This window comes from Stenotrophomonas sp. STEN030, assembly GCF_056759995.1.
In genome coordinates this window covers 41,216-66,174 of the sequence record NZ_JBRREB010000012.1, presented here as the reverse complement: position 1 = coordinate 66,174, position 24,959 = coordinate 41,216, and the positions used below count along the sequence as shown (strand labels likewise).

Here is a 24,959-nt window from a genome sequence, read left to right as displayed (position 1 = left end):
ATGGAAAATTCTCAAGTTTCTCTCAATCAGTGGCACAAGCGACAGGCTACCCTGCTGTATCACTTCACCTCCATGAAGTACCTGCAGGGTTTGCTGCCTCGAATTGACAAATTGATTGCTATGGCGAACGGCTTTCTCGACGATCGCGCATCCTTGGATGTGTTGGGTATGGCAGTTGGCGGTTGGCAGCCGCTGCATACAGCGGCACATTTCTCGACACATGCGTTCCCAGCCTTGGTTGATTTCAGGGAGGGCGCTTTGAGAAGCATTGCCATGCGATCGAGTCAACGCTACGGGACTTTGGGCGAGATGCAATGTGGTCGCATGCTCGATGAGTACGGAAACCACATGCTCTGGTCCACACCTGATCAAGAACGTGTTTTACGCGATTACGCAGAGTCAACATTTAGATATGCGGCGAAAGTCAGCTCAGTTGCGGGGCCGCTCAGAAGCCCCAACGATTTTTGGTTCTGGCTCATATGGAACGAAAGTCATGTGGATCGCCACAAGATTCCCCGCTTCCGTGTTCGCACGGACATCGTTGCGACGAGCGATCAGGTACCGCCATGCACCGGGGTGTATGTTGCCAAGGACGACCCTTATGCAGCTTTGCAGTTCGCTTGGACAGGCGGCTATGGTGAGCTTTATGAAGCTCGCACGCTTAACGAGTTTGGGCGCAAACTGGCTGCGAAAGTTGGTCGGGGCGGCCTATGGGGGGATGAGGCCGGATTGCATGAAGCGCTTGGTGAGAATCAATCGATAAACCCAGAGGAGTGGTCTAGCGTTACCCCGTTGCCCCCTGGTGTTGCCGCCTCATTGCTCGCATCTGAAGCTTTTGAGAAGCGAAGTTGCGAATGGTATTTCGTAGAGATGATCGAAGGCGAGTTTGAAGAGATAGATGGAACGTACTCCGGCTCCTCGAACGTTGATCTTCGCCCGGAGCGGGTGCCTGCCGGGAGGGCGGTGCCCGTCAGCGGGTGGTGGTATACGCCTGCGCAAGGCTCGCGTCGCTATTTCAAACAGGGAGAGGTGTTTCCTGAAATCGCGGGCAGCGATTGGGGAAGCACCTTCTGGCTGTGGGCCAGTGACCAGGCCGCTCCACGGATCGGCTGATGGCCACTCGTGGCTTCGGGGCAACAGTGGAAGCTGCAGCCCTTAGCTGCTGCCTCTGCACTTTGGGTATTGGCTGCATCCAAGGAAGCCCTCGCCGGTGCGCCTGTTGGTCCGTTGTACGAGCGCACTTCCACAACGTGGGCAGGTTTGGCGTTGCGGGGAGGTGTCGGCTGGCGGCTGCGTCCATGTCGGTTCGCTACGTTGATCTGGCTGACGCCGTGGTGCATCCATCTGCCGCGCGGCCTGGATCATCTCCAGCAGCTGCTCTCCACGGATCAGTTCAATGGGCTTTCCTCTGGCGAATGCCTCCGCGTCCGAGGTATAGCTGCCGATGCAGACGATCTTCACTGCCTGCGCTTGATGGTGGGCGAGGAGCCCGGCCATCTCGCGCACCACGCTGACGCCTACCTGTTGGCGCTTCCACTGTTTGCATTGCACCAGCGTGCGTCGGCCGTCCTTGCGTAGGATGAGATCGATGCCACCATCGGGGCCACCCAGCCCGGTTTCTTCCACCGCATAGCCCTGGCGGCGGAATGCTTCGCCTACGAGTTGCTCGAAATGGCGCCAGCCGCCGGCCGCAAGGCTTTCGAGCGTGGTGCGGGTGTCCAGGAAGCGGCGGCGCTTGTGGGCATTGAGGTAGGAGGTCAGGGCGGCGATCCAGCAGATGCCGAGCAGCATCCATGCCAGCGGCGCGAAGACAGGACTGGATTGTTGGGCAAAGGCTTGCGCCAGCATGCCGCCTTGAAGGGACAGGAACCACTGGATGCCGTAGCGCACCAGGATGAAGCCGATGATCCCAGCGAGGAAGCCTACTGGCCACGGCATGGTTGCCAATGCGCCGATTGCGGATTGTTTTGTTCTGCGTCCCATGCGAACCCCCCGTTCCAGAGTGCAACGTAGCGCTTGAGCAGGGTGTTGTCAGCATCTTCGGGTTTTGGGGAGAAAACCGGGGTCAGAGTCGAGTTCTTGCATCCGGCATCAAGCGGAAAATATCGATCTGCGTCCTTTTCAGCGGTGTTCTGGCGGTGGCTGTGCAGCCTTGATAGCGTTGTCTTCAGCACAGGCAGCTGAAGACAACTGCGCGCATTCGAATTCCGTTCTCAAGGTCGTTGCGTCCTAGGGTGTAGGCTCGCGCCACACCGCCGCCTAAGCTCTGCATATCGCGGCCTAACTCAGGTGCCAGGCACCGAAGGGCATTCATGACAGTCAAGCGCATGGACAACGTAGGTATCGTTGTTGAAGACTTGGACGCAGCCATCGATTTCTTCAGCGAACTGGGGCTCGAACTTGAAGGTCGAATGCCCATCGAAGGTGAGTGGGCTGGGCGCGTCACCGGCCTGCGTGATCAGCGCGTCGAGATCGCCATGATGCGTACTCCTGATGGTCACAGCCGAATCGAGCTATCGCGCTTCGACGCTCCCGCCATTGCCTCGGACCACCGCACAGCGCCTGTGAACTCCTTGGGCTACCTGCGCGTCATGTTTGCGGTTGAGGACATCGAGAGCACGCTTGCTCGACTCAAGAAACTCGGGGCTTCCGTGGTTGACGGAGTGGTCAACTACGAGGATACCTATCGGCTGTGCTACCTCCGTGGCGTGGAAGGAATCCTCATCGGGTTGGCGCAGGAACTTGGGCAACAGAGTCCGCAGTAAGCGTCGATGTGCTGGCAGGCCGAACTTCGAGGTTGGGCTGGTTCGGCAAGGCGGTTTGAGTCCGGGCCAGCAGCAGCCCGAAGTCAGTCGTCAGAGGGTTGCATGGAGATGGTCGTGCGCCTCGCTTGACTGGTGCTGGGTCCGCTGTGACCATCCGCGTATTCATCATGATCAACAGGGTTGCACGATGTCTGGCTTGCTTGGCGGGTTGATTGAGGGTGTTGTGGATTTCGTCACGGATATCTGGCTGCTTCGCAGGCAACGCTCAGGCAGGAATCTGCCAAGAAAATCCCTTGGGAGAGATGCCGCAGATATAGCATTGTTCAACGTATGGGCCATGCTCCTGTCATTCCTGGCCTTTGCCTGTTTTGCTGCGATGTTCTTCGTGGTCAAGCTGCCGCTATGGATCAGCTTGCTACCGGTGGCAGCAGCTGTTGCATACCTCGTCTATCGCTGGTTCGCGTTGGTGCGAGCGGAGTAGCCGCTGGTGCAGATAACGGGTTGCTGAAATGAAGCGTCCGATCATGGCGAGCATCGGACTGCTGGGGCTGCGATGTTGCAGACCTTCGGTCATCGAGATGCAGCATGGCGTCCTTTCTACTGGAAGGGTTGAATCCCGAGCCTTTCACTGAACTATTTCAATTCGATGATGCGGAGCTCGCCGCACGGCAGATTGCGCGTGTCATCGCGACGGCCGTGTCGGGTTTCCATGCCGGGTGAGCCTTGCAGATGCCCAGGTGGGCGAAGAGCTGCTGTTGCTGTCGTATCAGCATCAGCCGGCTGCTTCGCCGTATAGGGCCAGCGGACCGGTCTTCGTTCGCCGCGGTGTGGCGCGTGCGGAGTTGCTGGTCGATGAGGTTACGCCGCAGGTACAGCGTCGCTTGATGTCTTTGCGAGCCTACGGCGCCGGAGATCGGATCATATTTGTCGAGGTCTGCGATGGGCTCAACGTTGCCGAGTGGTTGCAGCAGGGATTTGATGACGCTGCTGTGGCCTATGTGCATCTGCACTTTGCCCGCTATGGCTGTTTCTGCTGTCGGGCGGATCGGGTTTGAAGGGGATGCCGAGCATGGCTCGGCACTACCTGCTTCGCCCCCTTCCTTTCGCGTAGCGAAGGGGAGGGCTGGGGAGGGGTAAGCTCTTTGCCGGGCGATGCAGCCGCGAAATAATCCGGATCTTTCAATGCTTCGCCCGCATCCGAGTCAACGACTCAACCATCCCATCATTGCGCACCATGCACAGGAAGCGTCCATCGGGGTAATCGATGATTAGCTCGGTAACGTCGTCGTTGACTGGAACTCGAACCACCACCGCACCCTGTGCGTTCGCCCGTATATTGCAAGCGCCAAGCAATTCGCTTCCAGCGGCGGCGCTTGCGGCGTGTTGCGCTGGATGTCCGTTGCCAGCGTTGCTGAAAACCGCGCGGCAACCATCCTTGACCCAGACCGAATGGTGATAAAGCCCCCAGTTCTGGTTCTGCACGCATTCGGTATGACTGAGTTGACGGACCAGGCGAACATCACCGTGGGTGTCCATATCGCATTCGGCTTGCGCCTTGCCTGTTGATTCACAGGTAACTTCATGCGGCAAGGCTTTGTCGCGGGCCGGTGCGGCTTCGGCTGGCGCTGAATTGAGGCTGCAGATTCCATTGCGGCGGCCAGCGCCGGTATAGGAAACCTGCGTGCCGCCATCGGCCGAGCGGGAGATGGACAAGGTCACGCCACTGCTGGGATCGCGGGCTTCGTAGTAGCTGTCGTTGAAGCGCTTGAGCGTGGTTTCCTTGCCGTTGACGTAGACGGGGCCACCATCGTCAGCGTGGATTTCCAGGCCACCCGGGCAGCTGCCGTTGAATAACGGGATGGATGCGTTGGCGGGGGTTGCGAGTGACAGCCAGGCAAGAGGGATTGCCGCGATCAACAGGAGGGGTGATCTGCTCATGACTGTGTCCTTGGGCTGATTCTGCGCAGCCTAGCAGCTGTCAGATGGTGCGGGTGGAGTGGTTGGCCCAGACGGGCGTTGGGGTGACCTTGTGCGGTAGGGCGGCGCCAGGCGCTGCTGCAGCGTTACCGGTGAAGCCTCTGCCGAGCATGGCTCGGCACTACGGCTGGGTTTGCTGGGAAGGCCTCTGCCGAGCATGGATCGGCACTACATGGGTTTGCTTGATTTTGGTCAGTGCGGCGGTTGTTCGTGCGGCGCATGTTGGCCGTTCAAGCGTGGAGGGCATCGTTGTGGCCAAACCTTTTCCGTTGAATCCCAAGCATCCCGAGCGGATCTGTTGGGGTTGTGACAAGTACTGCGCTACCGATGCGTTGGCCTGTGGCAATGGTTCCGGGCGCACGCAGCACCCGGCGGAGTTGCAGGGTGAGGATTGGTATCTGGCTTGGGGGATAGCGCCGGAGCCGGGTAAACCGGGGCGGGCAGCGCTGAAGCCGTTGTAGGAGCGGCGTGAGCCGCGAAGCTGGGAATCAATCAGGTTGCCGGCTTGTTTGTCACTTCAGTGGTGTCGGCTTCGCGGCTCACGCCGCTCCTATAAGGTGATCGGTGGGATTGTTGGGAAGGCTTCTGCCGTGCATGGCTCGGCATTACATGTTGGCTTTTTCTGAATGGCGGCTGTCGGTTGCGGGGGGAGGCTTGATCGCGGTGCTGACCGGCCCCATTACCGGTGAACAGTATTCCGGAGGCCGTATGGACCCCAGTCAGAACCCGAACGTGTTTCATGCCACCACCATCTGCTGCGTACGTCGCGGCGAGCATGTGGCGATTGCTGGCGATGGTCAGGTCACCCTGGGTCATACGGTGATGAAGGGCAATGCGCGCAAGGTGCGCCGGCTTGGCCGCGATGGTGACGTGCTGGCCGGCTTTGCTGGTGCGGCGGCAGATGCCTTTACCCTGTTCGAATTGTTTGAAGCCAAACTTGAGAAGCACGGCCAGTTGACCCGCGCGGCAGTGGAGCTGGCCAAGGATTGGCGTACCGATCGCCGCTACGGCAAGCTCGAAGCGCTGTTGGCTGTGGCTGATAAAGAGACTTCGCTGATCATCAGCGGTACCGGTGATGTGATCGAGCCGGAAGACGGCATCATCGCGATTGGTTCTGGCGGTTCCTACGCGCTCAGCGCGGCGCGGGCGCTGCTCAAGCACACCGATCTGGATGCACGTGGCGTGGCCACCGAGGCGATCAACATCGCCGGCGGTATCTGCATCTACACCAATACCAACGTCGTGGTGGAAGAGCTCTGAGCTCTCCGGCCACCAATCGCGAGTACCCCATGAGCCACAAGATCGAAGTTTCCTCCGCCACCATGACCCCGCGCGAAATCGTGCAGGAGCTGGACCGTCACATCGTTGGCCAGCACGACGCCAAGCGTGCGGTCGCCATTGCGCTGCGTAACCGCTGGCGCCGCATGCAGCTGCCCACCGAGCTGCGCAACGAGGTGATGCCCAAGAACATCCTGATGATCGGCCCGACCGGCGTCGGCAAGACCGAGATCGCCCGCCGCTTGGCCACGCTGGCAAACGCACCGTTCGTCAAGGTTGAAGCTACCCGCTTCACCGAGGTTGGCTACGTCGGCAAGGACGTGGAGCAGATCATCCGCGACCTGGCCGATACCGCGGTGAAGTTGTACCGCGAGCAGGCCAAGGTGCGCGTGCGCACCCAGGCGGAAGAGAAGGCTGAAGACCGCATCCTCGATGCGCTGCTGCCGCGTCGCAGCGTCGGCATCGGCTTCGATCCGGAAGCGGCACGTAACGAACCGTCGGCTGCCGATAACGAAACCCGCATCAAGTTCCGCCGCATGCTGCGCGCTGGCGAGCTGGACGAGCGCGAGATCGAGCTGGATGTTGCTGCCAACGTCAGCATGGACATCATGACCCCGCCGGGCATGGAGGAAATGGGCCAGCAGCTGAAGTCGATGTTCGCCAATCTGGGCAGCGCCAAGTCGAACAAGCGCACGCTGAGCATCAAGGCCGCTCGCCCGCTGCTGATCGAGGAAGAGGCCGGCAAGCTGGTCAACGAAGACGATATCCGCACGGCTGCGGTTGAGGCCTGCGAGCAGCATGGCATTGTCTTCATCGACGAGATCGACAAGGTGGCCAAGCGCAGCGATGCCGGTTCCTCCGGTGGCGATGTGTCACGCGAAGGCGTGCAGCGTGATCTGCTGCCGCTGGTGGAAGGTTCCAATGTGTCGACCAAGTACGGCACCGTGAAGACCGACCACATCCTGTTCATTGCTTCCGGTGCGTTCCATCTGGCCAAGCCGAGCGATCTGATTCCCGAGCTGCAGGGTCGTTTCCCGATCCGCGTGGAGCTGGGTGCGCTGAGCAAGAATGATTTCGTGCGGATTCTGACCGAGCCGAAGGCTGCGTTGACCAAGCAGTACGAAGCGCTGTTGGCGACGGAAGGCGTCAAGGTCAACTTCACTGCCGAGGCGGTGGACCGTTTGGCGGAGATTGCCTTCCAGGTCAACGAGCGTCAGGAGAATATTGGTGCGCGTAGGTTACACACCGTGTTGGAGCGCTTGCTGGATACCTTGAGCTATGAGGCGCCGGACCGTGATGGCGACAGCATTGCGATCGACCCTGCGTATGTGGACAAGCACCTGGGTGAGTTGGTGAAGGACCCGGATCTGAGTCGCTATATCTTGTGATTGTTGGTTTGGGTTGGTGAGAGGCGGCGGCACTTTGGTGTCGCCGTTTTTTTTTGTGTGCGGGCGAAGGCGAAGGCGATGGCTTTGGCTGTTGGCATTGCGAGTAAGGCCCCTGCCGAGCATGGCTCGGCACTACGAAAGGCAGGCGGCGCTGCGGCTTTAGCCCTCCCTTTGCCGCAGGCAAGGGGAGGGTTGGGAGGGGTGCTCTGCTTCTGCGTTTGCGTTCGCTTGCTTCGCGGCTTACGCCGCTCCTACAAGACTGTTGCGGCTCTGCAAGGTTGTTCGGCAAAGCCCCTGCCGAGCATGGCTCGGCGCTACAGGGCTTGCTTAGTCTTCGTCTGGCGCTGGCAGTGGCGAAGGATCTGAGCCGGGCTCGAATACACCTGGATTTACGTAGTGCGCCATCAATGCGTCCAGCATCTCGCGGCTGTCACGCTCCAGGTCGAACTGGGTGGGCTCCAGCATGGCGCTGTACAGCACGCCGGTCAGACCTGCGTGCAGGATGCGTGCGCTGGTGGCGGTGTTCACGCCATCGCGCAGCTGGCCCAGGTCACGCGCGCGCTCCAGGGCGCGGCGGAAAATCGCCATCTCTTCTTCGACGCTGTCGTGCTGCAGTTGCTGCATCGCCACGCTTTCGGTGGACAGGTCGTTGCGCAGCATGATTTCCATCATCTCGCGCAATCGTGGATCGTTGGCCAGTTCGCTCAGGGACACCAGCATGGCCGAGCGCAGGTCCAGGATCGGCGTGTTGCGCAGGGGCGAGTAGGTCTGGCGCAGGCGCTTGATGAACGGCACGCGCTCGCGGTTGATCATCGCTTCCAGCACTTCGGTCTTGTTCTTGAAGTGCCAGTACACCGCGCCACGGGAGACGCCCGCGCGCTCGCCTATCGCCGCCAGCGAGCTGCCGGCGACGCCGTGTTCATGGAAATAGGCCAGCGCGGCATCCAGGATGCTTTCGCGGGTGACTGCTGCCTCTTCTTTGGTCTTTCTGGCCATTGCTCTGTGCAAATGCTGGATGAAACCGACCTGAATTGTACCCGTTTACAAACATCCGTGTATGTATGTATATTTCCGCAGCTTGCTTTGCAGGATGGCCGTGATGTGTGTGGTGGTGGCGGTTGCCACGGCTGTACCCGTAACGTATGCGGTACGGAAGGATATGCCTCGGCATACCTCATGTTCCGCCCGATCCTCGAGCGCCACTTTTCCCCATTGAGCTCCTCTCCCATGCCTGCTATCAGTCGCTACCGTCTCGTCGCGCTTTCCCTCGCACTATCCGTCGCGCTCGTTGCCTGCAAGGGCGGCGGGGAGCAGCCGCAGCAGGGTGGGCCGGGTCAGGTCACCGTGGTCACGCTGAAGCCGGAAACGGTCACCTTGACCCGCGAACTGGCCGGCCGTGCCAATGGCTACCAGGTCGCCGAAGTGCGCCCGCAGGTCAGCGGCATTGTCGCCAAGCGCCTGTTCACCGAAGGCAGCGTGGTCAAGGCTGGTGATCCGCTGTATCAGCTGGATGACGCCGCTTACCGTGCGCAGGCCAACAGCGCACGCGCGCAGCTGGCACGTGCCGAAGCCAGCGCCAACGCCGCGCGTCTGGCCGCGCGCCGCAGCAGCGAGCTGGTCAAGTCGCGGGTGATCAGCGTGCAGGACGACGAGAATGCGCAGGCCTCCTGGAAGCAGGCCGAGGCCGACGTGCTTGCCGCCCGTGCTTCGCTGGATGCGGCCAATGTGACGCTGGGCTATGCCCGCATCACCGCGCCGATCAGCGGCCAGATCGGCAAGTCCTCGGTTACCCAGGGCGCGCTGGTCAGCGCCGGTCAGGCTGAGCCGCTGGCCACCATCAACCAGCTCGACCCGATCTATATCGACGTCACCCAGTCCTCGGCCGAGCTGTTGCAGCTGCGCCGCGAACTGGCCGCTGGTCGCCTTGAAGGCGCCTCGGAACTGCCGGTCGATATCGTGCTGGAAGACGGCAGCACCTTTGGCCACAAGGGCAAGCTTGAGTTCTCCGAAGTCAGCGTCGACCCAGCTACCGGTAGCTACCTGATGCGCGTGCGTGTGGACAACCCGGATCAGGTACTGATGCCGGGCATGTTCGTGCGTGCGGTGCTGGGCAGTGGTGTGCGCCCGAACGCGCTGCTGGTGCCGATGCAGGGCATCGCACGTGATCCCAAGGGCGATACCTCCGCGATGGTGGTCGATGCCGAAGGCAAGGTTGCCGTTCGCCCGGTCAAGGTCAGCCGCACCATTGGTGACAAGTGGCTGGTCGAGGATGGTCTGAAGGCAGGCGACAAGGTCATTGTCGAAGGTCTGCAGAAGATCGGCCCGGGGATGCCGGTGCAGGCCACCGAGAAGGGTGCCGAAGCCGCCAAGCCAGCCGCCGCGCCTGCCGCGGCGCCGGCTGACAAGCAGTAAGCGGAGAACTACATGGCACGCTTCTTTATCGACAGGCCCATCTTTGCGTGGGTCATCGCCATCATCATCATGCTTGCCGGCGCGCTGGCAATGCTCAAGCTGCCGATCTCGATGTATCCCGAGGTCGCGCCGCCTGCGGTGTCCATTTCCGCCAGCTACCCGGGCGCTTCGGCCAAGGTGGTCGAGGACTCGGTGACGCAGATCATCGAGCAGAACATGAAGGGCCTGGATGGCCTGATGTACTTCTCCTCCAACAGCTCCTCCAACGGCCAGGCCAGCATCACCCTGACCTTCGAGAGCGGCACCAACTCCGACATCGCCCAGGTGCAGGTGCAGAACAAGCTGCAGCTGGCGATGCCGCTGTTGCCGCAGGAAGTGCAGCGCCAGGGCATCAACGTCGCCAAGTCGAGTTCGGGCTTCCTCAACGTGCTGGGCTTCGTCTCCGAAGACGGCAGCATGGATGAGAACGACATCTCCGACTACGTGGGTTCCAACATTGTTGATCCGCTGAGCCGCGTACCGGGCGTGGGTTCGATCCAGGTGTTCGGTGGCAAGTACGCCATGCGCATCTGGCTGGACCCGACCAAGCTGCAGACCTACAAGGTATCGGTTGATGAGGTCACCGCTGCGGTCAAGGCACAGAACGCGCAGGTCGCCGTGGGCCAGCTGGGCGGTGCACCGGCCATCAAGGGCCAGCAGCTCAATGCCACCATCAATGCCCAGGACCGTCTGCAGACGCCGGAACAGTTCCGCAACATCGTCGTGCGTACCGAGAGTGACGGCTCCACCCTGAAGCTGGGCGACGTTGCCCGCGTCGAGTTGGGCGCGGAAACCTACGACTTCGTTACCCGTTACAACGGCAAGCCGGCCTCCGGCCTGGCCATCACCCTGGCTACCGGTGCCAACGCGCTGGAAACCGCCGAGGGCGTGAGCAAGACCCTGGACGAGCTGAAGGCGAACTTCCCGGCCGGCATGAAGGCGGTGATCCCGTACGACACCACCCCGTTCGTGCGCGTGTCGATCAAGGGCGTGGTCAAGACGCTGCTTGAGGCCATCGTGCTGGTGTTCGTGGTGATGTACCTGTTCCTGCAGAACTTCCGCGCCACCCTGATCCCGACCATCGCCGTGCCGGTGGTGTTGCTGGGTACCTTCGGCATCCTCGCGGTGCTGGGTTTCTCCATCAACATGCTGACCATGTTCGCGATGGTGTTGGCGATCGGCCTATTGGTCGATGACGCCATCGTGGTGGTGGAGAACGTCGAGCGCATCATGTCCGAGGAAGGACTGTCGCCGCTGGAAGCCACCCGCAAGTCGATGAGCCAGATCACCGGCGCGCTGGTCGGCATCGGCCTGGTGCTGTCGGCGGTGTTCGTGCCGATGGCCTTCATGAGCGGCTCCACCGGCGTCATCTACCGGCAGTTCTCGGCGACCATTGTTTCGGCGATGGCCTTGTCGGTGCTGGTCGCCATCGTGCTGACCCCGGCGCTGTGCGCCACCATGCTCAAGCCGCTGAAGAAGGGCGAGCACCACGTTGCCCACAAGGGTATCTCGGGCCGCTTCTTCAACTGGTTCAACAACGGCTTCGACCGCACCAGCGGCACCTACCAGCGTGGCGTGCGCGGCATCCTCAATCGTCCGGGCCGCTTCATGGCGGTGTTCCTGGCGTTGGCGGTAGTGATGGGCCTGTTGTTCGTCCGCCTGCCCAGCTCGTTCCTGCCCAATGAAGACCAGGGCATCCTGATGGCGCTGGTCAATGCACCGGTTGGCGCTACCCAGGAACGTACCCTGGACTCGATCTACAAGCTGGAAGACCACTTCCTGAAGAACGAGAAGGACGCGGTTGAGTCGGTGTTCTCGGTGCAGGGCTTCAGCTTCTCGGGCATGGGCCAGAACTCGGGCATGGCCTTCGTCAAGCTCAAGGACTGGAGTGAGCGCACCCCTGATCAAGGTGTTGGCCCGATCACCGGGCGCGCGATGGCCGCCCTTGGCCAGATCAAGGATGCCTTCATCTTCGCCTTCCCGCCGCCGGCCATGCCGGAGCTGGGTATCGCCTCGGGTTACACCTTCTTCCTGAAGGACAACTCCGGGCAGGGTCATGATGCGCTGGTCAATGCGCGTAACCAGTTGTTGGGCATGGCCGGCGAAAGCAAGCTGCTGGCCAACGTGCGCCCGAACGGCCTGGACGACACCCCGCAGCTGCGTCTGGACATCGACGTGGCCAAGGCCGGTGCGCATGGTCTGTCGCTGGACACCATCAACAGCACGCTGGCCACCGCCTGGGGTTCGAGTTACGTCGATGACTTCATCGACCGTGGCCGCGTCAAGCGCGTCTACGTGCAGGCCGATGATGCCTTCCGCATGAACCCGGAAGACTTCAACCTGTGGACGGTGAAGAACACCTCCGGCGAGATGGTGCCGTTCTCGGCCTTCGCCAGCCAGCGTTGGGACTACGGCTCGCCGCGTCTGGAGCGCTACAACGGCGTCTCCGCACTGGAAATCCAGGGCGAAGCCGCACCGGGCGTAGCCTCGGGTGATGCAATGCTGGAAGTGGAGAAGCTGGCCAAGCAGTTGCCGGCAGGTTTCAGCATCGAGTGGACCGCCGTGTCGTACCAGGAGCGCGAGGCCGGTTCGCAGACGCCGCTGCTGTACACGCTGTCGCTGCTGATCGTGTTCCTGTGCCTGGCTGCGCTGTATGAAAGCTGGAGCGTGCCGACCGCGGTGCTGATGGTTGCCCCGCTGGGTATTCTCGGTGCGGTGCTGGCCAACACCATGCGCGGCATGGAGCGCGACGTGTACTTCCAGGTGGCGATGTTGACCACCGTGGGTTTGACCTCGAAGAACGCGATCCTGATCGTCGAGTTCGCCAAGGAGCATCTGGAGAAGGGTTCGGGCGTGATCGAAGCGACGATGCATGCGGTCCGTGACCGTCTGCGTCCGATCATCATGACCTCGCTGGCCTTCGGCTTGGGCGTGTTGCCGCTGGCAATCGCTTCCGGTGCGGGTTCGGGTGCACAGCGCGCCATTGGTACCGGCGTGTTGGGCGGCATGGTGGTGGGCACCTTGCTCGGCCTGTTCTTCATCCCGCTGTTCTTCGTGGTGGTGCAGCGCTTGTTCAACCGCAAGCAGCTGGCCAAGAACGGTGACCTGCCGCAGCAGTAAGCGGGCAGGGTAGTTGCAAACAAAAGGCGCCGAAAGGCGCCTTTTGTTTTTGTTTTTGTTTTTTGTTTTTGTGGGAGCGGCGTAAGCCGCGAAGCTGGCGATTTATCAGGTGACCCATATCCAGGTGACTTCAGCGATGCGAGCTTCGCGGCTTACGCCGCTCCCACAGTGCTGATGGGCTACCGGTGAAGTCTCTGCCGAGCATGGCTCGGCACTACAGGAAACAGGGCAAAAAAAACCGGGCTGGGCCCGGTTTTCTTATGCTTCGTTGTCCGCCAGCTCCAGTAACTGAGCCTTCTCAACCGCGCCCAGACCTTGGGCAAATACCGCCAAGCGGTTGCATAGCTCGGCCTGGTGTTCCGGATGTGCCGCTACCAGTTCACGTTGAACCTGTTGGTAGGCATCCCAGAACGGGGCCGAGCAGCGATGTCGTGCGTACTGCTGTCGCAATTGCTCCCCAGCACGCTGGAGGGATTGGCGACTGCTGTGTTGGATGGGCGTTGTATACATCGCTTCACCTCGATGGCAGTGCCCCTGTACCCCGAGCATACCGCTGTTTATCTTACGAGCTGGCTACAACGTCTAATTTCCCTATGAGATTAATGGGGGTTTGTTCAGATTACGTCACGTTATTCGCCGATATCTTCATTCCAGACGTCCGGGTTCTCCGCGATGTAGCGGCCCATCATCTCGATGCAGCTGGCGTCATTCAGGTCGATGACATTCACGCCGTTCTCGCGTAGCCAGTCGATTCCACCCGGGAAGCTGACCGATTCACCCACCACCACGGTGCCGATGTTGAACTGGCGTACCAGGCCGCTGCAGTACCAGCACGGGGCCAGGGTGGTGACCATGATGGTGTTGCGGTAGCCGCGCTGGCGGCCGGCCTTGCGGAAGGCGTCGGTTTCGCCGTGGATGGACGGGTCGCCTTCCTGGATGCGGCGGTTGTGGCCGCAGCCGAGCAGGCGGCCATCGTTGTGGTACAGCGCCGCGCCAATCGGGATGCCGCCTTCGGCCAGGCCTTGGCGGGCCTCGGCGATGGCGGTTTCAAGCAGGGCGCGGTAGTCCGGGGTGGTGATCATGCAAGGTCCTTGTGGTGCTGTGGCGATCATCATAGCGGCCGGATTCAGCCTGCTGGCGCCGCAATCGGGCTGTCGGTGCGATAATCGGAGGCATGAGCGAATCCCCCTACAAGACCGGCACCACCCACTTCGGCTTCCGCGATGTACCGGCCAAGGACAAGCAGAAGCTTGTCGGCCAGGTGTTCACTTCCGTGGCCGACAACTACGACGTGATGAACGACCTGATGAGCTTGGGTATTCATCGGCTGTGGAAGCGCTACTTCGTAGCCACCGCGCAGGTGAAGCCGGGTGACCGCGTACTGGATCTGGCCGGCGGTACCGGCGATATCGCGGTGCTGCTGAAAGAGCGCATCGGCGCCGAAGGCAGCGTGGTGTTGGGTGATATCAACGCCGGCATGCTGTCGGTGGGTCGCGACCGTCTGACCAACCGTGGCCAGGTTTCGGGTTTCGAGTGGGTGCAGCTCAATGCAGAGGCACTGCCGTTCCCGGACCAGAGCTTTGATCTGGTGACCATTTCCTTCGGTCTGCGCAACGTGACCGACAAGGAAGCAGCGCTGCGCGAGATGTACCGCGTGCTGAAGGTGGGTGGTCAGGCGCGCGTGCTGGAGTTCTCGGAAGTGACCGTGGACTGGTTCAAGCCGATCTACGATTTCCACTCGTTCAAGGTGCTGCCGAAGCTGGGCAAGCTGTTTGCGCGCGGTGATGCCGACAGCTATCAGTATCTGGCCGAGAGCATCCGCAAGCACCCGCCGCAGGAGGAGCTGAAGGCGATGATGAGCGAGGCCGGGTTTGGCCGCTGCCATTACAAGAACCTGAGCGCTGGGATTGTTTCGATTCACTCGGGTTACAAACTCTGAGGCTTGCTTGCTGGATGTGTTGAGGAAAAGGCGGCCATTGGCCGCCTTTTTTGTATCTGGGGAGGTAGTGCTGTTTTTTTCCTTTGCCTTTGTCCGTGCCGGTAAGGCCCCTGCCGAGCATGGCTCGGCACTACATGGGTCGATCGGGCTTGCTTTTGCCTTAGCCTTTCTCCCGCTTGCGGGAGGAGGGGCGCTCTTGCTTTGCTCCCGGTCGGGGCGATGAACCAATGTGAAGAGCGATCCCCGCCTGCACCGGGATGGCGACTTCACGCATCCGGGCAGCTTCCGCAAAGCCTGCGGGGAGTCGCTTGCCGCACTGCCGCATCCGCCACGGCCTTTCGGGTTTAAAATCAGCGGTTGTTCCCTGAACCGGTTCCAGATCAATGCGTTCTTCGTTCCTGATGCTGCCCCTGGCCGTGGCGCTCGTCGCCGGCTGTGCCAAAGAACCCGCAGCCCCCACCGTCGACCCTGTCGCCCAGAAGCCCGCCGCCGCCGTGAATACCGTCAGCCGCAGCCACGATGAAAGCTCCTACGCTGAACCCGAAAAGGTCGTCATCAAGGACGTGGCGCTGGATCTGAAGGTCGATTTCGACGCCAAGCAGATCGGTGGCACCGCCACCTACACGCTGGAGTGGAAGGACAAGGCTGCCAAGCAGCTGCTGCTCGACACCCGCGAGTTGAGCGTGGAGAAGGTCGAGGCCCTCGCCGCCGACGGCGCTGCCACCCCGCTGCAGTTCGTGCTGGCACCGGCCGACAAGGTATTCGGCAGCAAGCTGAGCATCGAAACCCCGGCCCAGCCGACCTCGGTGCGCATCACCTACCACACCGCGCCGACCGCCTCCGGTCTGCAGTGGCTGGAGCCGTCCATGACCGAGGGCAAGAAGCTGCCCTTCATGTTCAGCCAGTCGCAGGCGATCCATGCCCGTTCCTGGGTGCCGTTGCAGGACACCCCGAGCGTCCGCTTCACCTATAGCGCGCATGTCACCAGCCGCCCGGACGTGATGGTGCTGATGAGCGCCGACAACGATCCCAAGGCTGCACGCGATGGCGATTACGCCTTCAAGATGCCGCAGCCGATTCCGTCCTACCTGCTGGCCATCGCTGCCGGTGACCTGGTGTTCGAGCCGATCTCCGAGCGCTCCGGCGTGTGGGCCGAGCCGACCATGGTCAACAAGGCCGTCAAGGAATTCGAAGACACCGAGAAAATGATCGGTGCCGCCGAGAACCTGTACGGCGAATACCGTTGGGGCCGTTACGACATGCTGGTGCTGCCGCCGTCGTTCCCGTTCGGTGGCATGGAAAACCCGCGCCTGACCTTCGCTACCCCGACCGTCATCGTTGGCGACAAGTCGCTGGTGTCGCTGGTCGCGCACGAACTGGCGCATAGCTGGTCCGGCAACCTGGTGACCAACGCCAGCTGGAAGGACATCTGGCTCAACGAAGGTTTCACCACCTACGTGCAGGGCCGCATCACCGAGGCGCTGTATGGCGCCGAGATGGCAGAGATGGAGCGCGAGATCGACCAGACCGATCTGCTCAACGAAGTGAAGGACATGAGCCCGGCCGACCAGGCGCTGGCACTGCCGCCGCTCAACGAGCGTGACCCGGACGATGCGCTGAGCCAGGTGGCTTACGTCAAGGGCGCGTGGTTCCTGCAGTTCCTGGAGCAGCGTTTTGGTCGTGCGGTGTTTGATCCGTTCCTGCGTGGCTGGTTCGACGACCATGCCTTCCAGAGCGCCAACACCGACCAGTTCGTCGAGTACATGAAGAAGAACCTGCTGCCGAAGAACCCGACGGCGGTAACCGATGCCGAGTTGAAGGCATGGCTGGAAGAGCCGGGCATCCCGACGTTCGCCACCAAGGCCCGCTCGCGTAACTTCGCCGTGGTCGACACCGCCCGCATTGCCTTCCTGGGTAGCGACTCGCTGCCGAACAACCAGGTAACCCGCGAGTGGAACACCCAGGAATGGGTGCGCTTCATCGATGGCATGGGCGAGAAGCTGCCGGTCGAAAAGCTGGCGCAGCTGGACAAGGGTTACCATTTCACCGGTACCCCGAACGGCGAAATCGCGATGCGTTGGTACCCGCTGGCAATCCGCAGCGGCTACACCGAAGCACAGGCTGCTGCTGGCGAGTTCATCCAGAAGGTCGGCCGCCGCAAGCTGGTGCTGCCGATCTACGCTGAACTGTTGAAGACGCCGGAAGGTCTGGCCTTCGCCAAGGAAGTATTCGCCAAGGCCAAGCCGGGCTACCACCCAATCACCACCGCCTCGGTGGAGGCGATGATCGCCAAGGCTGAAGCTGCACCGAAGCAGTAATCGGCGCAGTTGGACCCAATGCAAACGGCGAGCTTCGGCTCGCCGTTTGTTTTTGCGTGGTCCCATATCTGCAGGTCTTTGCAGCCAGGGTAGGCGCAGCGCACCCTGCGCCCTTCGCGCGGAGCTTTTTTGTAGAGCCGAGCCATGCTCGGCTGGGCGTTACCGGTAAGGTCTCTGCCGAGCATGGCTCGGCACTACATTGGGGCGGCGTTTTTGGGGCGGCGGTGTTGAGCAGGTTGTACGACGATGCCGGGCGCGTCGGTTTCCTGCACCGTAGCCGCAATCAGACTTCGACCGCAGCCCTCAATTGCTGCTCTTTGCCGCCGCAAGCGGCAGGTCCTTCAATACCGACTTGTCGATCTTCGCCGCCACACCAACACTGCGACCTGCAAGATTGACCACGTTGTACTGCACCGCCACGCCCAACACCTGCGTAGCCTGCGACATATCCAGCCCATAGGACTGGCGCAGCCACTGCAGCATTCCCGACGTCGCCAGCCGCAGTGCATCATCACTGGAACCGGCCTGCCCCAGGGTCATGATTTGAGTAGGCGATTCCACGCGCGGCGTGGCGATGGAGTGCTTCTTGATCAGTTCAACTTTCAGCACCACATCCAGTGATGTCTCCAGCGCCCATTGGCTGGTTTCACCATCACCCTGCAGGGCATGGCCATCACCGACATACAGCAATGCGCCGGGCTGCTGCACCTCCAGGTAAACCGTATTGCCCTGGACCACGGCGTTGAAATCCATGTTGCCGCCGAAGTCGCTGGTGTCGCCGGTCGAGAAGGGCGGGTAACCAAAGCCGGGTGCAACGGCGAGGCCGCCGAGCATCGGCTTGACCGGGATTTCAAAATTCTTCAATGCGCCGCTGGCGCCCTGTGGCCGCGCCATGCCGCGCGCACGATCCAGTTCCCAGCGCACCGGCTTGCCCAGCGTCGCGGTTTCGGTGGCGATGCGCGGTGTCTTCAAACGGCCTACGATGCCGTCGAGGCTGTCAGCGTAGTCGCGGTTGAGTTTGAGCGAGCTGATGGTGATCGCCAGCGTATCGCCGGGCTCGGCACCGGCGACAAAGAACGGCCCGACCTGTGGATTGCCGAACAAGGCGCGGGTGATGCCGTGCTCGTCGACACCACCGGAATCCAGGGTCTTGGTCTGCACCGAATCGCCGGGCCAGATCACCAGCGCAGGGGCGCGGTCGGCGCTGAAGGTGTTGGAGTAGTCGCTTGGGGTGAAGTCGTGCAGGCGCGGTGCGTTGTCCGGCCGTACCGGCACCCGCCATGCGCTGAAATCATGCGCTGCACGCGCGCTGCGATTGTTGGTGTCTGGCTCGTCGCTGCGGCCCTGCATGCGGCTGCCATCGATGCGGCCGTCGTAGTGATAGACCTGACCGTCACTGCTGGTTGCGGTGAACTTAAGCTGCTTGCCGTTCAAGCTGCCAGTAATCGGGTCACCGCCCAATGTTCCGCTGACCCGCGTGCCTTGCACGTCCAGATTCAAGGTCTGCTGGGCGCTGTTGCCCCATAGATCGGTGGCCAGGATCCATTGATCGGCGGCGAGGGCATGGAGCGGGAGTACGGACAACAACAGCGAAGACCATTTCAGTGAAGTGCGCACGTTGCGTGTGTCTGCGAAGGGCCCGGTGGGCGTGTTCACTGAGTGTACGAACAGCCAGGTCAGCGCCGCAGTGTCAAAGGTAACTACACCTGTAGTCATTCCGGCCGTTCGTACGACCGAGCGATGATTCCTGCGGCAGGCCGCAGGCTACCGGAGCGGGCGCGCGCTGCGCTCAGGGCGTGGCGCGCACCGCCAGGAACATATCCACGCAGTCGTGCATCACCCGTTGCTGTGCAACAGCGTCCAGTGGCGCGGCACCCATTGCGATCTGCGGCCAGAACGCGAACGCCTTGACCATGCCCTGCAGCTGGTGGGCGGCGTCAGCCGGGGCGATGTCCTCGCGCAGGCGGCCATCGGCCTGTGCCGCGCGGATCCAGGTGGTCAATCCCTCTTCCTTTTCGGCCAGCTTGTCCATCATCGCTCGCGCCCGTTCCGGTGCATGCACCAGTTCGGCCATGGCCACCCGCGACAGGTCGATGAAGCTGGCGTCGCTGAGCAGGCGCAGCTTCTGCGCGACGAAGGCCAGCAACTGCTCGCGCAGTGGCCGTGCCGGATCGTAGGCGAGGGCGTCCAGCGATTGGCTGGCTTCCCACAGCTGCCAGAGGATGGCGGTGAACAGCTCGTCCTTGCTGGCGAAGTGGTTGTAGACGGTGCGCTTGGACACCTCGGCGGTGGCGGCGATGCGGTCCATGCTGGTGCCGGCAAAGCCCAGTTCGCGGAACTCGGCCACCGCCGCACGCAGGATGGCCTCGCGTTTGCGGTCGGTCAGGCGGAGTGGGCGCTTGGAGTCGGTCATTCATCCATTTTACACCGTTCAGTTTACTTTCCTTGAAATGGAAGTAGACTCGACAGTGTACTTTTAACGGCAAGCCCAGCCATGAAGCGTCGCCTGCCTCGTTTCCTCATCCTCATTACGGTGTTGATCGCCATGTCCATTGGCCTGCTGACCTGCGGTGCGCATCCTGCCGCCTCCTACGACCAGTCGCCGCAATACGGCGAGGGGCGTTTCCACAATGTGGCCAAGCAGGTTCCGCTTGGCTTCGTGCGCGGGGCCAAGGTGTGGTGGCGGTTCCTGTTCGACAAGCCGGCCGATGCGACTCCGCAGGTGGCGATCCCGGTGCATGTCTTGACCCGGCAGGCGCTGCTGGACGCGCCCGACGACAGCCTGTGGCGGCTAGGCCACTCGACCATGCTGATGAAGCTGGATGGTCACTTCTGGCTGACCGATCCGGTGTTCTCCGAGCGCGTGTCGCCGTTCTCGTTCATGGGGCCCAAGCGCTTCCATGCGCCGCCGCTGTCGATCGACGAGTTGCCCGAGATTACCGGCGTCATCATTTCGCACGACCACTACGATCACCTCGATCACGACGCGGTGTTGGCGCTTGCACCGAAGGTGCGGCACTTCGTCACCGCGCTGGGCGTGGGTGATCGCCTGCTGGCCTGGGGTGTGCCGAAGGAGAAGATCACCCAGCTCGACTGGTGGCAGGAAACGCGGGTGGAAGGGCTGAAGATCGCCGCCACGCCTGCGCAGCATTTCTCCGGTCGCGGGCTGTCTGATGGCAATCGCACCTTGTGGGCGTCGTGGGTGATCGATACCGGTCGCACGCGGATCTTCTTCAGTGGCGACAGTGGTTATTTCGATGGCTTTGCGAAGATCGGTGAGCGCTACGGCCCGTTCGATCTGGCGATGGTCGAGACCGGTGCCTACGACGCCGATTGGCCGGGCGTGCACATGCAACCGGAGCAGAGCCTGCAGGCGCATCTGGATGTACGCGGCAAGGTGATGATGCCGATCCATAACGGCACGTTTGATCTGGCCTTGCATCCCTGGACCGAGCCGTTCGAGCGGATCACGACGTTGGCGGCGGAGCAGGGGGTTGTGTTGACTGCGCCGCAGATGGGCGAGCGTCTGGATATCCGTGCACCTGCGCCTGCCACGCCTTGGTGGCGGGTTGGCGAGGGGTGATGGTTGCCGTTGATGCCGTCATTCCCGCGTAGGCGGGAATGACGGCATAAGGCGTAACGCCAAAGCCAAAGCCAAAGCCAAAGCCAACGTCAAAGCCAAAGCCAAAGCCAAAGCCAAAGCCAAAGCGACTCCCGATTCCCCGACATGCTCTAAAGTGAACCCCATCGCGCGCCCATTCCGCGCCACGTTCACCGGAGCTGATTGATGAAACCCCTGATCCTTGGCGCTCTCTGCGTCTTCGCTCTGGCCGCCTGCAGCAACCCGGAGGCCGAGCGCCAGCAACAAGAAGCTGCAGCTGCACAGGAGCGCGCCAAGCGCGAAGCCGACGCCGAAGGTATCGGCAAGCTCTATGACACTGCAGTTACCGCCGCCGATTGGGAAAAAGCGCGCATCCACGGCGCCGCCTTGCTCGATCAGTTCCCCGATTCGGAAACCGCCAAGCGTATCGAGCCGGGCTTTGCCGAGGTTCGGGAGAAGGCCGTTGTCGCCAGCGAGCTGCGCCGCATGCAGGCCTTGTGGAGCTACAACCAGGTGCCGGTCAAGGGCGGTACCCAGCGCTCGGCAGCGATCCTCAGCAAGGACCGCGTGGAAGTGGACAGCACTGGCCCCAAGCAGGTGAACCTGGTGTTCCGCGATCACCCGGAGTGGAAGCGTCACGCCTATCTGGTGCTGCAGTCCAGCGACTTCGCCAAGGTTTGCTACCGCGCTTGCCAGGTCAAGGTCAGCGTCGATGGGGCGCCGGCACGGAACATGGCCGCGTATCGCCCGGATACCGATGAGGCCATCGCCATGTTCATCGATGACAACCGCGGTCTATGGCGGCAGACACGCAAGGCCAAGGTCATCGAGATCGAGTTCCCGGTGCTGGCTGGTGGCACCCGCAAGGCGGTGTTCGAGGTCGGTGGCTTGGACGGCAGCCAGATGCCGAACTGGGATTGATGTCGGTGCTCGTTGATGTGGCGGGGCGTTGCGACGTCGCCGCCAGCCGTCATTGGGTGTTCGACATGGACGGTACCCTGACCGAGCCTGTGCATGACTTTGAATTGATCCGGCGCGAGCTGCGGATTCCAACCGGTGTGGACATTCTTGAGCATCTGGACAGCCTGCCGGCACAGCAGGCGGCGGACAGCCACGCTTGGTTGATGCAGCACGAGCGTGAATTGGCCGAGGCGTCGATAGCGGCCCCGGGTGCGGTGGCCTTGATCCGCGCGCTGCATGCCGATGGTTGCCGGCTGGGCATCCTTACCCGCAATGCGCGTGAGCTGGCTGAAGTGACGCTGGCGGCGATTGGTGTGGCGGAGTGTTTTGCCGCCGAGGAAATCATCGGCCGCTGGGAAGTGGAGCCCAAGCCGTCACCGGCTGGATTGCAGTTCTTTGCCGAGCGCTGGCAGGTGTTGCCGGCGCAGATGCGGATGGTGGGTGATCATTACTACGACCTGGCCACCGCGAAGGCCGCTGGCGTGCCGGGGATTCTGATCAATGTGCCGGATGACCCGTGGCCGGGCATGGCGCAATGGCAGCTGCGTGATTGCGCGCAGTTGCTACAGCGCTGGGAGTCCGCGGAATCCCGGTAGAACCGAGCCATGCTCGGCTGGGGCGTTACCCGTAAAGCTTCTTGTGGGAGCGGCGTAAGCCGCGAAGCTGGCAATGCTGGGTAGCAGGCGTGGTCTGCAATCTGACGGTATGTGAGCTTCGCGGCTTACGCCGCTCCCACAAATGCCATGCGGCCTACGTATGGCCGGTAAGGCCTCTGCCGAGCATGGCTCGGCACTACGGTGGCGGGGGCAAAAAAACGGCGCCGAAGCGCCGTTTTTCTTAGAGGCCGTAGCCGAATTGCTGCTTGAACTGGTCGTTGAACTCGGCGAAGTCGAAGCGCTGGTTCTGCGTGCCTGGGTGTTCCACCTTCAGCGCGCCCATCAGGTTGCTCATGCGGCCGACGGTCAGCCAATCCATGCCCTTCTCGATGCCAAAGATCAGGCCGGCGCGGAAGGCGTCGCCACAACCGGTAGGGTCGACCACGCGACGCTCGTGCGCCGGCGGGATGTCGAAGGTCTTTTCCGGGGTGTGGATGATCGCGCCGCGCGGGCCCTGGGTGGTGATGTAGGCCTTAGTCCGGGCGACGATGTCGGTCTCGCTCCAGCCGGTGCGCTGCTGCAGCAGGTTGGACTCGTAATCGTTGACCACGACGTAGTCGGCCTGCTCGATGAACTCGCGCAGTTCCGGGCCGTTGAACAGCGGCAGCGCCTGGCCCGGATCGAAGATGAAGGGAATGCCGCATTCGACGAACTCGGCGGCGTTCTGGATCATGCCTTCACGGCCGTCCGGTGCAACGATGCCGAAGGTGACGCCCGGCACGTCGCGCACGTGGTTGTCGTGCGAACGCATCATCGCGCCCGGGTGGAAGGCGGTGATCTGGTTGTTGTCGTGGTCGGTGGTGATGAAGCACTGCGGGGTGAACATGTCTTCCAGCACCCGCACCTGGCTCAGGTCGATGCCCATGCGCTCGAAGTGCTCGCGGTACGGACCGAAGTCCTGGCCCACGGTACCCATCGGGATCGGGCTGCCGCCCAGCAGCTTCAGGTTGTAGGCGATGTTGCCGGCGCAGCCACCCAGCTCGCGACGCATGCGCGGCACCAGGAACGACACATTCAGGATGTGCACCTTGTCCGGCAGGATGTGGTTCTTGAACTGGTCCGGGAACACCATGATGGTGTCAAAGGCAAGGGAACCACAGATCAAAGCGGACATTGCGAACAGGCCTATACGTAAAAGGAAAAAGCCGCCGCGCACGCGCAGTCGACCCGGCGCGACTGCGCGCCAAAGTGCGTAAGGTTACCGGCTGCGGCGGTCCACGGCCACAAGCAAGGATGTACCGCAGCTGCCCGGAGTGGTCGAAAGCCCAGAATTCCCTAGGATTTTCCTTGCTCGGGCGGGGGTGGGTTGATAGGCTAACTGCCCTCATTTTCTGCCCATTTTTTCGCCAACCGGCGTGGGCGCGACACCCCTCAGGATCACTTCCCAGATGTTCAAGAAGCTGCGTGGCATGTTCTCCAATGACCTGTCCATTGACCTGGGCACGGCCAACACCCTTATCTATGTGCGCGGCCAGGGCATTGTGCTGAACGAGCCGTCGGTCGTGGCCGTGCGTCAGGACCGTGCCATCGGTGGCACCCGCTCGGTGGCTGCCGTCGGCGCCGAAGCCAAGCAGATGCTCGGCCGTACCCCGGGCCATATCACCACCATCCGCCCGATGAAGGACGGCGTCATCGCCGACTTCACCTACACCGAGGCGATGCTCAAGCACTTCATCAAGAAGGTGCACAAGTCGCGCGTGCTGCGCCCGAGCCCGCGCGTGCTGGTCTGCGTGCCGGCCGGTTCCACCCAGGTCGAGCGCCGCGCCATCAAGGAATCGGCCGAGGAAGCCGGTGCGCGTGATGTGTTCCTGATCGAAGAGCCGATGGCGGCTGCGATCGGTGCCGGCATGCCGGTCACCGAGGCGCGTGGTTCGATGGTCATCGATATCGGCGGCGGCACCACCGAAGTCGCGGTCATCTCGCTGAACGGCATTGTCTATTCGGCCTCGGTGCGTATCGGCGGCGACCGTTTCGACGAGTCCATCACCAATTACGTGCGCCGCAACCACGGCATGCTGATCGGTGAAGCCACCGCCGAGCGCATCAAGGTGGAGCTGGGCTGCGCCTACCCGCAGGCGGAAGTGATCGAGATGGAAATCTCCGGCCGTAACCTCGCCGAGGGCGTGCCGAAGATGATCAAGATCAGCTCCAACGAGGTGCTCGAAGCCCTGCACGAGCCGCTGTCGGGCATCGTCTCGGCAGTCAAGCTGGCCCTGGAACAGACCCCGCCGGAACTGTGCGCCGACGTCGCCGAGCGCGGCATCGTGCTGACCGGTGGTGGCGCCCTGTTGCGTGACCTGGACCGCCTGATCTCCGAAGAAACCGGCCTGCACGTACAGGTGGCCGACGATCCGTTGACCTGCGTGGCCCGCGGTGGCGGTCGTGCGCTGGAACTGGTGGACATGCACGGCAACGAGTTCTTTGCGCCGGAGTGATCCGCAGGGAATGGGGGCTGGGGAATCGGGAATTGGGGGCAGGGTGTCCTGCAGCTCGTTCCACTCTCCAG

General features: G+C 62.1%; 23 protein-coding genes. 15 read left to right on the top strand and 8 right to left on the bottom strand.

Going from position 1 to position 24,959, the window contains the following annotated elements; translation table 11 throughout:
* Nucleotides 1–1,113: a hypothetical protein gene (locus tag ACVOLR_RS06300; RefSeq protein WP_481535678.1), complete on the top strand. Its 1,113-nt coding sequence runs from the start codon at nt 1–3 to the stop codon at nt 1,111–1,113.
* 42 nt (nt 1,114–1,155) lie between these two features.
* On the opposite strand, the gene ACVOLR_RS06295 is transcribed toward ACVOLR_RS06300, so the two are convergent.
* Entirely contained in the window at nt 1,156–1,983 is an 828-nt protein-coding gene (locus ACVOLR_RS06295) for a restriction endonuclease (protein ID WP_481535677.1), read from the bottom strand.
* Between the two features lie 329 nt (nt 1,984–2,312).
* Here ACVOLR_RS06295 and ACVOLR_RS06290 point away from each other — a divergent pair, with 329 nt between their 5' ends.
* The 3 genes from ACVOLR_RS06290 (at nt 2,313) to ACVOLR_RS06280 (ending at nt 3,820) form a co-directional block, all read left to right on the top strand.
* Complete coding sequence (locus ACVOLR_RS06290) at nt 2,313–2,765, top strand: VOC family protein (protein ID WP_481535676.1); 453 nt, start codon at nt 2,313–2,315, stop codon at nt 2,763–2,765.
* A 187-nt stretch (nt 2,766–2,952) separates the two neighbouring features.
* A complete protein-coding gene (locus ACVOLR_RS06285) occupies nt 2,953–3,246 on the top strand; it encodes a hypothetical protein (protein WP_481535675.1) in 294 nt (97 codons plus the stop codon).
* Nucleotides 3,247–3,481: 235 nt separating this feature from the next.
* The gene (locus ACVOLR_RS06280) at nt 3,482–3,820 is read left to right on the top strand and encodes a DUF1203 domain-containing protein (protein WP_481535674.1); all 339 of its coding nucleotides are present in this window, start codon (nt 3,482–3,484) and stop codon (nt 3,818–3,820) included.
* Nucleotides 3,821–3,944: 124 nt separating this feature from the next.
* Here ACVOLR_RS06280 and ACVOLR_RS06275 read toward each other — a convergent pair whose 3' ends face one another.
* A complete protein-coding gene (locus tag ACVOLR_RS06275) occupies nt 3,945–4,703 on the bottom strand; it encodes a DUF3011 domain-containing protein (RefSeq protein ID WP_481535673.1) in 759 nt (252 codons plus the stop codon).
* 44 nt (nt 4,704–4,747) lie between these two features.
* Here ACVOLR_RS06275 and ACVOLR_RS06270 point away from each other — a divergent pair, with 44 nt between their 5' ends.
* From ACVOLR_RS06270 to hslU, 3 genes are all read left to right on the top strand, one after another.
* Nucleotides 4,748–5,203: a DUF3079 domain-containing protein gene (locus tag ACVOLR_RS06270; protein ID WP_481535672.1), complete on the top strand. Its 456-nt coding sequence runs from the start codon at nt 4,748–4,750 to the stop codon at nt 5,201–5,203.
* 247 nt (nt 5,204–5,450) lie between these two features.
* Nucleotides 5,451–6,002, top strand: coding sequence for an ATP-dependent protease subunit HslV (hslV, locus tag ACVOLR_RS06265; protein WP_481535671.1), 552 nt, complete (start codon nt 5,451–5,453; stop codon nt 6,000–6,002).
* A gap of 29 nt (nt 6,003–6,031) precedes the next feature.
* Nucleotides 6,032–7,408, top strand: a complete 1,377-nt coding sequence (hslU, locus tag ACVOLR_RS06260) for an ATP-dependent protease ATPase subunit HslU (RefSeq protein ID WP_481535670.1) — start codon at nt 6,032–6,034, stop codon at nt 7,406–7,408.
* A 327-nt stretch (nt 7,409–7,735) separates the two neighbouring features.
* Here the strand turns inward: hslU and ACVOLR_RS06255 are convergent, their stop codons facing one another.
* Nucleotides 7,736–8,404 (bottom strand): TetR family transcriptional regulator, encoded by a 669-nt coding sequence (locus tag ACVOLR_RS06255; RefSeq protein ID WP_481535669.1) that lies wholly within the window; start codon nt 8,402–8,404, stop codon nt 7,736–7,738.
* 231 nt (nt 8,405–8,635) lie between these two features.
* On the opposite strand from ACVOLR_RS06255, the gene ACVOLR_RS06250 reads away from it, so the two are divergent.
* Both ACVOLR_RS06250 and smeE read left to right on the top strand, forming a co-directional pair.
* Nucleotides 8,636–9,820 carry an efflux RND transporter periplasmic adaptor subunit gene (locus tag ACVOLR_RS06250; protein ID WP_481535668.1) on the top strand — a complete coding sequence of 395 codons (1,185 nt, stop codon included), beginning with the start codon at nt 8,636–8,638 and terminating at the stop codon, nt 9,818–9,820.
* A 12-nt stretch (nt 9,821–9,832) separates the two neighbouring features.
* Nucleotides 9,833–12,979 (top strand): multidrug efflux RND transporter permease subunit SmeE, encoded by a 3,147-nt coding sequence (gene smeE, locus ACVOLR_RS06245; protein WP_481535667.1) that lies wholly within the window; start codon nt 9,833–9,835, stop codon nt 12,977–12,979.
* Between the two features lie 258 nt (nt 12,980–13,237).
* Here the strand turns inward: smeE and ACVOLR_RS06240 are convergent, their stop codons facing one another.
* Together ACVOLR_RS06240 and ACVOLR_RS06235 are read right to left on the bottom strand one after the other, a co-directional pair.
* Nucleotides 13,238–13,489 carry a hypothetical protein gene (locus ACVOLR_RS06240; RefSeq protein ID WP_481516798.1) on the bottom strand — a complete coding sequence of 84 codons (252 nt, stop codon included), beginning with the start codon at nt 13,487–13,489 and terminating at the stop codon, nt 13,238–13,240.
* Nucleotides 13,490–13,608: 119 nt separating this feature from the next.
* Nucleotides 13,609–14,061 carry a nucleoside deaminase gene (locus ACVOLR_RS06235; protein ID WP_303747502.1) on the bottom strand — a complete coding sequence of 151 codons (453 nt, stop codon included), beginning with the start codon at nt 14,059–14,061 and terminating at the stop codon, nt 13,609–13,611.
* Between the two features lie 92 nt (nt 14,062–14,153).
* On the opposite strand from ACVOLR_RS06235, the gene ubiE reads away from it, so the two are divergent.
* Together ubiE and ACVOLR_RS06225 are read left to right on the top strand one after the other, a co-directional pair.
* A complete protein-coding gene (ubiE, locus tag ACVOLR_RS06230; protein ID WP_481532532.1) occupies nt 14,154–14,918 on the top strand; it encodes a bifunctional demethylmenaquinone methyltransferase/2-methoxy-6-polyprenyl-1,4-benzoquinol methylase UbiE in 765 nt (254 codons plus the stop codon).
* Nucleotides 14,919–15,301: 383 nt separating this feature from the next.
* A complete protein-coding gene (locus ACVOLR_RS06225; RefSeq protein ID WP_481535666.1) occupies nt 15,302–17,236 on the top strand; it encodes a M1 family metallopeptidase in 1,935 nt (644 codons plus the stop codon).
* 303 nt (nt 17,237–17,539) lie between these two features.
* Here ACVOLR_RS06225 and ACVOLR_RS06220 read toward each other — a convergent pair whose 3' ends face one another.
* Together ACVOLR_RS06220 and ACVOLR_RS06215 are read right to left on the bottom strand one after the other, a co-directional pair.
* The gene (locus ACVOLR_RS06220; RefSeq protein WP_481535665.1) at nt 17,540–18,853 is read right to left on the bottom strand and encodes an acetamidase/formamidase family protein; all 1,314 of its coding nucleotides are present in this window, start codon (nt 18,851–18,853) and stop codon (nt 17,540–17,542) included.
* A 172-nt stretch (nt 18,854–19,025) separates the two neighbouring features.
* The gene (locus ACVOLR_RS06215; RefSeq protein ID WP_481535664.1) at nt 19,026–19,649 is read right to left on the bottom strand and encodes a TetR/AcrR family transcriptional regulator; all 624 of its coding nucleotides are present in this window, start codon (nt 19,647–19,649) and stop codon (nt 19,026–19,028) included.
* Between the two features lie 81 nt (nt 19,650–19,730).
* On the opposite strand from ACVOLR_RS06215, the gene ACVOLR_RS06210 reads away from it, so the two are divergent.
* The 3 genes from ACVOLR_RS06210 (at nt 19,731) to ACVOLR_RS06200 (ending at nt 22,393) form a co-directional block, all read left to right on the top strand.
* Nucleotides 19,731–20,819: an MBL fold metallo-hydrolase gene (locus tag ACVOLR_RS06210; protein WP_481535663.1), complete on the top strand. Its 1,089-nt coding sequence runs from the start codon at nt 19,731–19,733 to the stop codon at nt 20,817–20,819.
* A 204-nt stretch (nt 20,820–21,023) separates the two neighbouring features.
* Nucleotides 21,024–21,758: a hypothetical protein gene (locus tag ACVOLR_RS06205; protein WP_481535662.1), complete on the top strand. Its 735-nt coding sequence runs from the start codon at nt 21,024–21,026 to the stop codon at nt 21,756–21,758.
* On the top strand, nt 21,758–22,393 hold the full coding sequence (locus ACVOLR_RS06200; protein WP_481535661.1) for an HAD family hydrolase: 636 nt from the start codon (nt 21,758–21,760) through the stop codon (nt 22,391–22,393). Before ACVOLR_RS06205 ends, ACVOLR_RS06200 begins: the two co-directional genes overlap by 1 nt.
* Before the next feature lie 241 nt (nt 22,394–22,634).
* On the opposite strand, the gene ACVOLR_RS06195 is transcribed toward ACVOLR_RS06200, so the two are convergent.
* Nucleotides 22,635–23,567 (bottom strand): carbohydrate kinase family protein, encoded by a 933-nt coding sequence (locus ACVOLR_RS06195; protein WP_481510531.1) that lies wholly within the window; start codon nt 23,565–23,567, stop codon nt 22,635–22,637.
* Between the two features lie 274 nt (nt 23,568–23,841).
* Between ACVOLR_RS06195 and ACVOLR_RS06190 the strand changes: the two genes are divergently transcribed.
* The gene (locus ACVOLR_RS06190) at nt 23,842–24,888 is read left to right on the top strand and encodes a rod shape-determining protein (protein ID WP_005419402.1); all 1,047 of its coding nucleotides are present in this window, start codon (nt 23,842–23,844) and stop codon (nt 24,886–24,888) included.
* Nucleotides 24,889–24,959 lie beyond the last annotated feature (71 nt).

Bases quoted from the DNA above. Each gene is read 5' to 3' on its own strand.
- ACVOLR_RS06300 (WP_481535678.1), top strand. From the start codon at position 1: ATGGAAAATTCTCAAGTTTCTCTCAATCAGTGGCACAAGCGACAGGCT.
- ACVOLR_RS06295 (WP_481535677.1), bottom strand. From the start codon at position 1,983: ATGGGACGCAGAACAAAACAATCCGCAATCGGCGCATTGGCAACCATG.
- ACVOLR_RS06290 (WP_481535676.1), top strand. From the start codon at position 2,313: ATGACAGTCAAGCGCATGGACAACGTAGGTATCGTTGTTGAAGACTTG.
- ACVOLR_RS06285 (WP_481535675.1), top strand. From the start codon at position 2,953: ATGTCTGGCTTGCTTGGCGGGTTGATTGAGGGTGTTGTGGATTTCGTC.
- ACVOLR_RS06275 (WP_481535673.1), bottom strand. From the start codon at position 4,703: ATGAGCAGATCACCCCTCCTGTTGATCGCGGCAATCCCTCTTGCCTGG.
- ACVOLR_RS06270 (WP_481535672.1), top strand. From the start codon at position 4,748: ATGGTGCGGGTGGAGTGGTTGGCCCAGACGGGCGTTGGGGTGACCTTG.
- hslV (WP_481535671.1), top strand. From the start codon at position 5,451: ATGGACCCCAGTCAGAACCCGAACGTGTTTCATGCCACCACCATCTGC.
- hslU (WP_481535670.1), top strand. From the start codon at position 6,032: ATGAGCCACAAGATCGAAGTTTCCTCCGCCACCATGACCCCGCGCGAA.
- ACVOLR_RS06255 (WP_481535669.1), bottom strand. From the start codon at position 8,404: ATGGCCAGAAAGACCAAAGAAGAGGCAGCAGTCACCCGCGAAAGCATC.
- ACVOLR_RS06250 (WP_481535668.1), top strand. From the start codon at position 8,636: ATGCCTGCTATCAGTCGCTACCGTCTCGTCGCGCTTTCCCTCGCACTA.
- smeE (WP_481535667.1), top strand. From the start codon at position 9,833: ATGGCACGCTTCTTTATCGACAGGCCCATCTTTGCGTGGGTCATCGCC.
- ACVOLR_RS06240 (WP_481516798.1), bottom strand. From the start codon at position 13,489: ATGTATACAACGCCCATCCAACACAGCAGTCGCCAATCCCTCCAGCGT.
- ACVOLR_RS06235 (WP_303747502.1), bottom strand. From the start codon at position 14,061: ATGATCACCACCCCGGACTACCGCGCCCTGCTTGAAACCGCCATCGCC.
- ubiE (WP_481532532.1), top strand. From the start codon at position 14,154: ATGAGCGAATCCCCCTACAAGACCGGCACCACCCACTTCGGCTTCCGC.
- ACVOLR_RS06225 (WP_481535666.1), top strand. From the start codon at position 15,302: ATGCGTTCTTCGTTCCTGATGCTGCCCCTGGCCGTGGCGCTCGTCGCC.
- ACVOLR_RS06215 (WP_481535664.1), bottom strand. From the start codon at position 19,649: ATGACCGACTCCAAGCGCCCACTCCGCCTGACCGACCGCAAACGCGAG.
- ACVOLR_RS06210 (WP_481535663.1), top strand. From the start codon at position 19,731: ATGAAGCGTCGCCTGCCTCGTTTCCTCATCCTCATTACGGTGTTGATC.
- ACVOLR_RS06205 (WP_481535662.1), top strand. From the start codon at position 21,024: ATGAAACCCCTGATCCTTGGCGCTCTCTGCGTCTTCGCTCTGGCCGCC.
- ACVOLR_RS06200 (WP_481535661.1), top strand. From the start codon at position 21,758: ATGTCGGTGCTCGTTGATGTGGCGGGGCGTTGCGACGTCGCCGCCAGC.
- ACVOLR_RS06195 (WP_481510531.1), bottom strand. From the start codon at position 23,567: ATGTCCGCTTTGATCTGTGGTTCCCTTGCCTTTGACACCATCATGGTG.
- ACVOLR_RS06190 (WP_005419402.1), top strand. From the start codon at position 23,842: ATGTTCAAGAAGCTGCGTGGCATGTTCTCCAATGACCTGTCCATTGAC.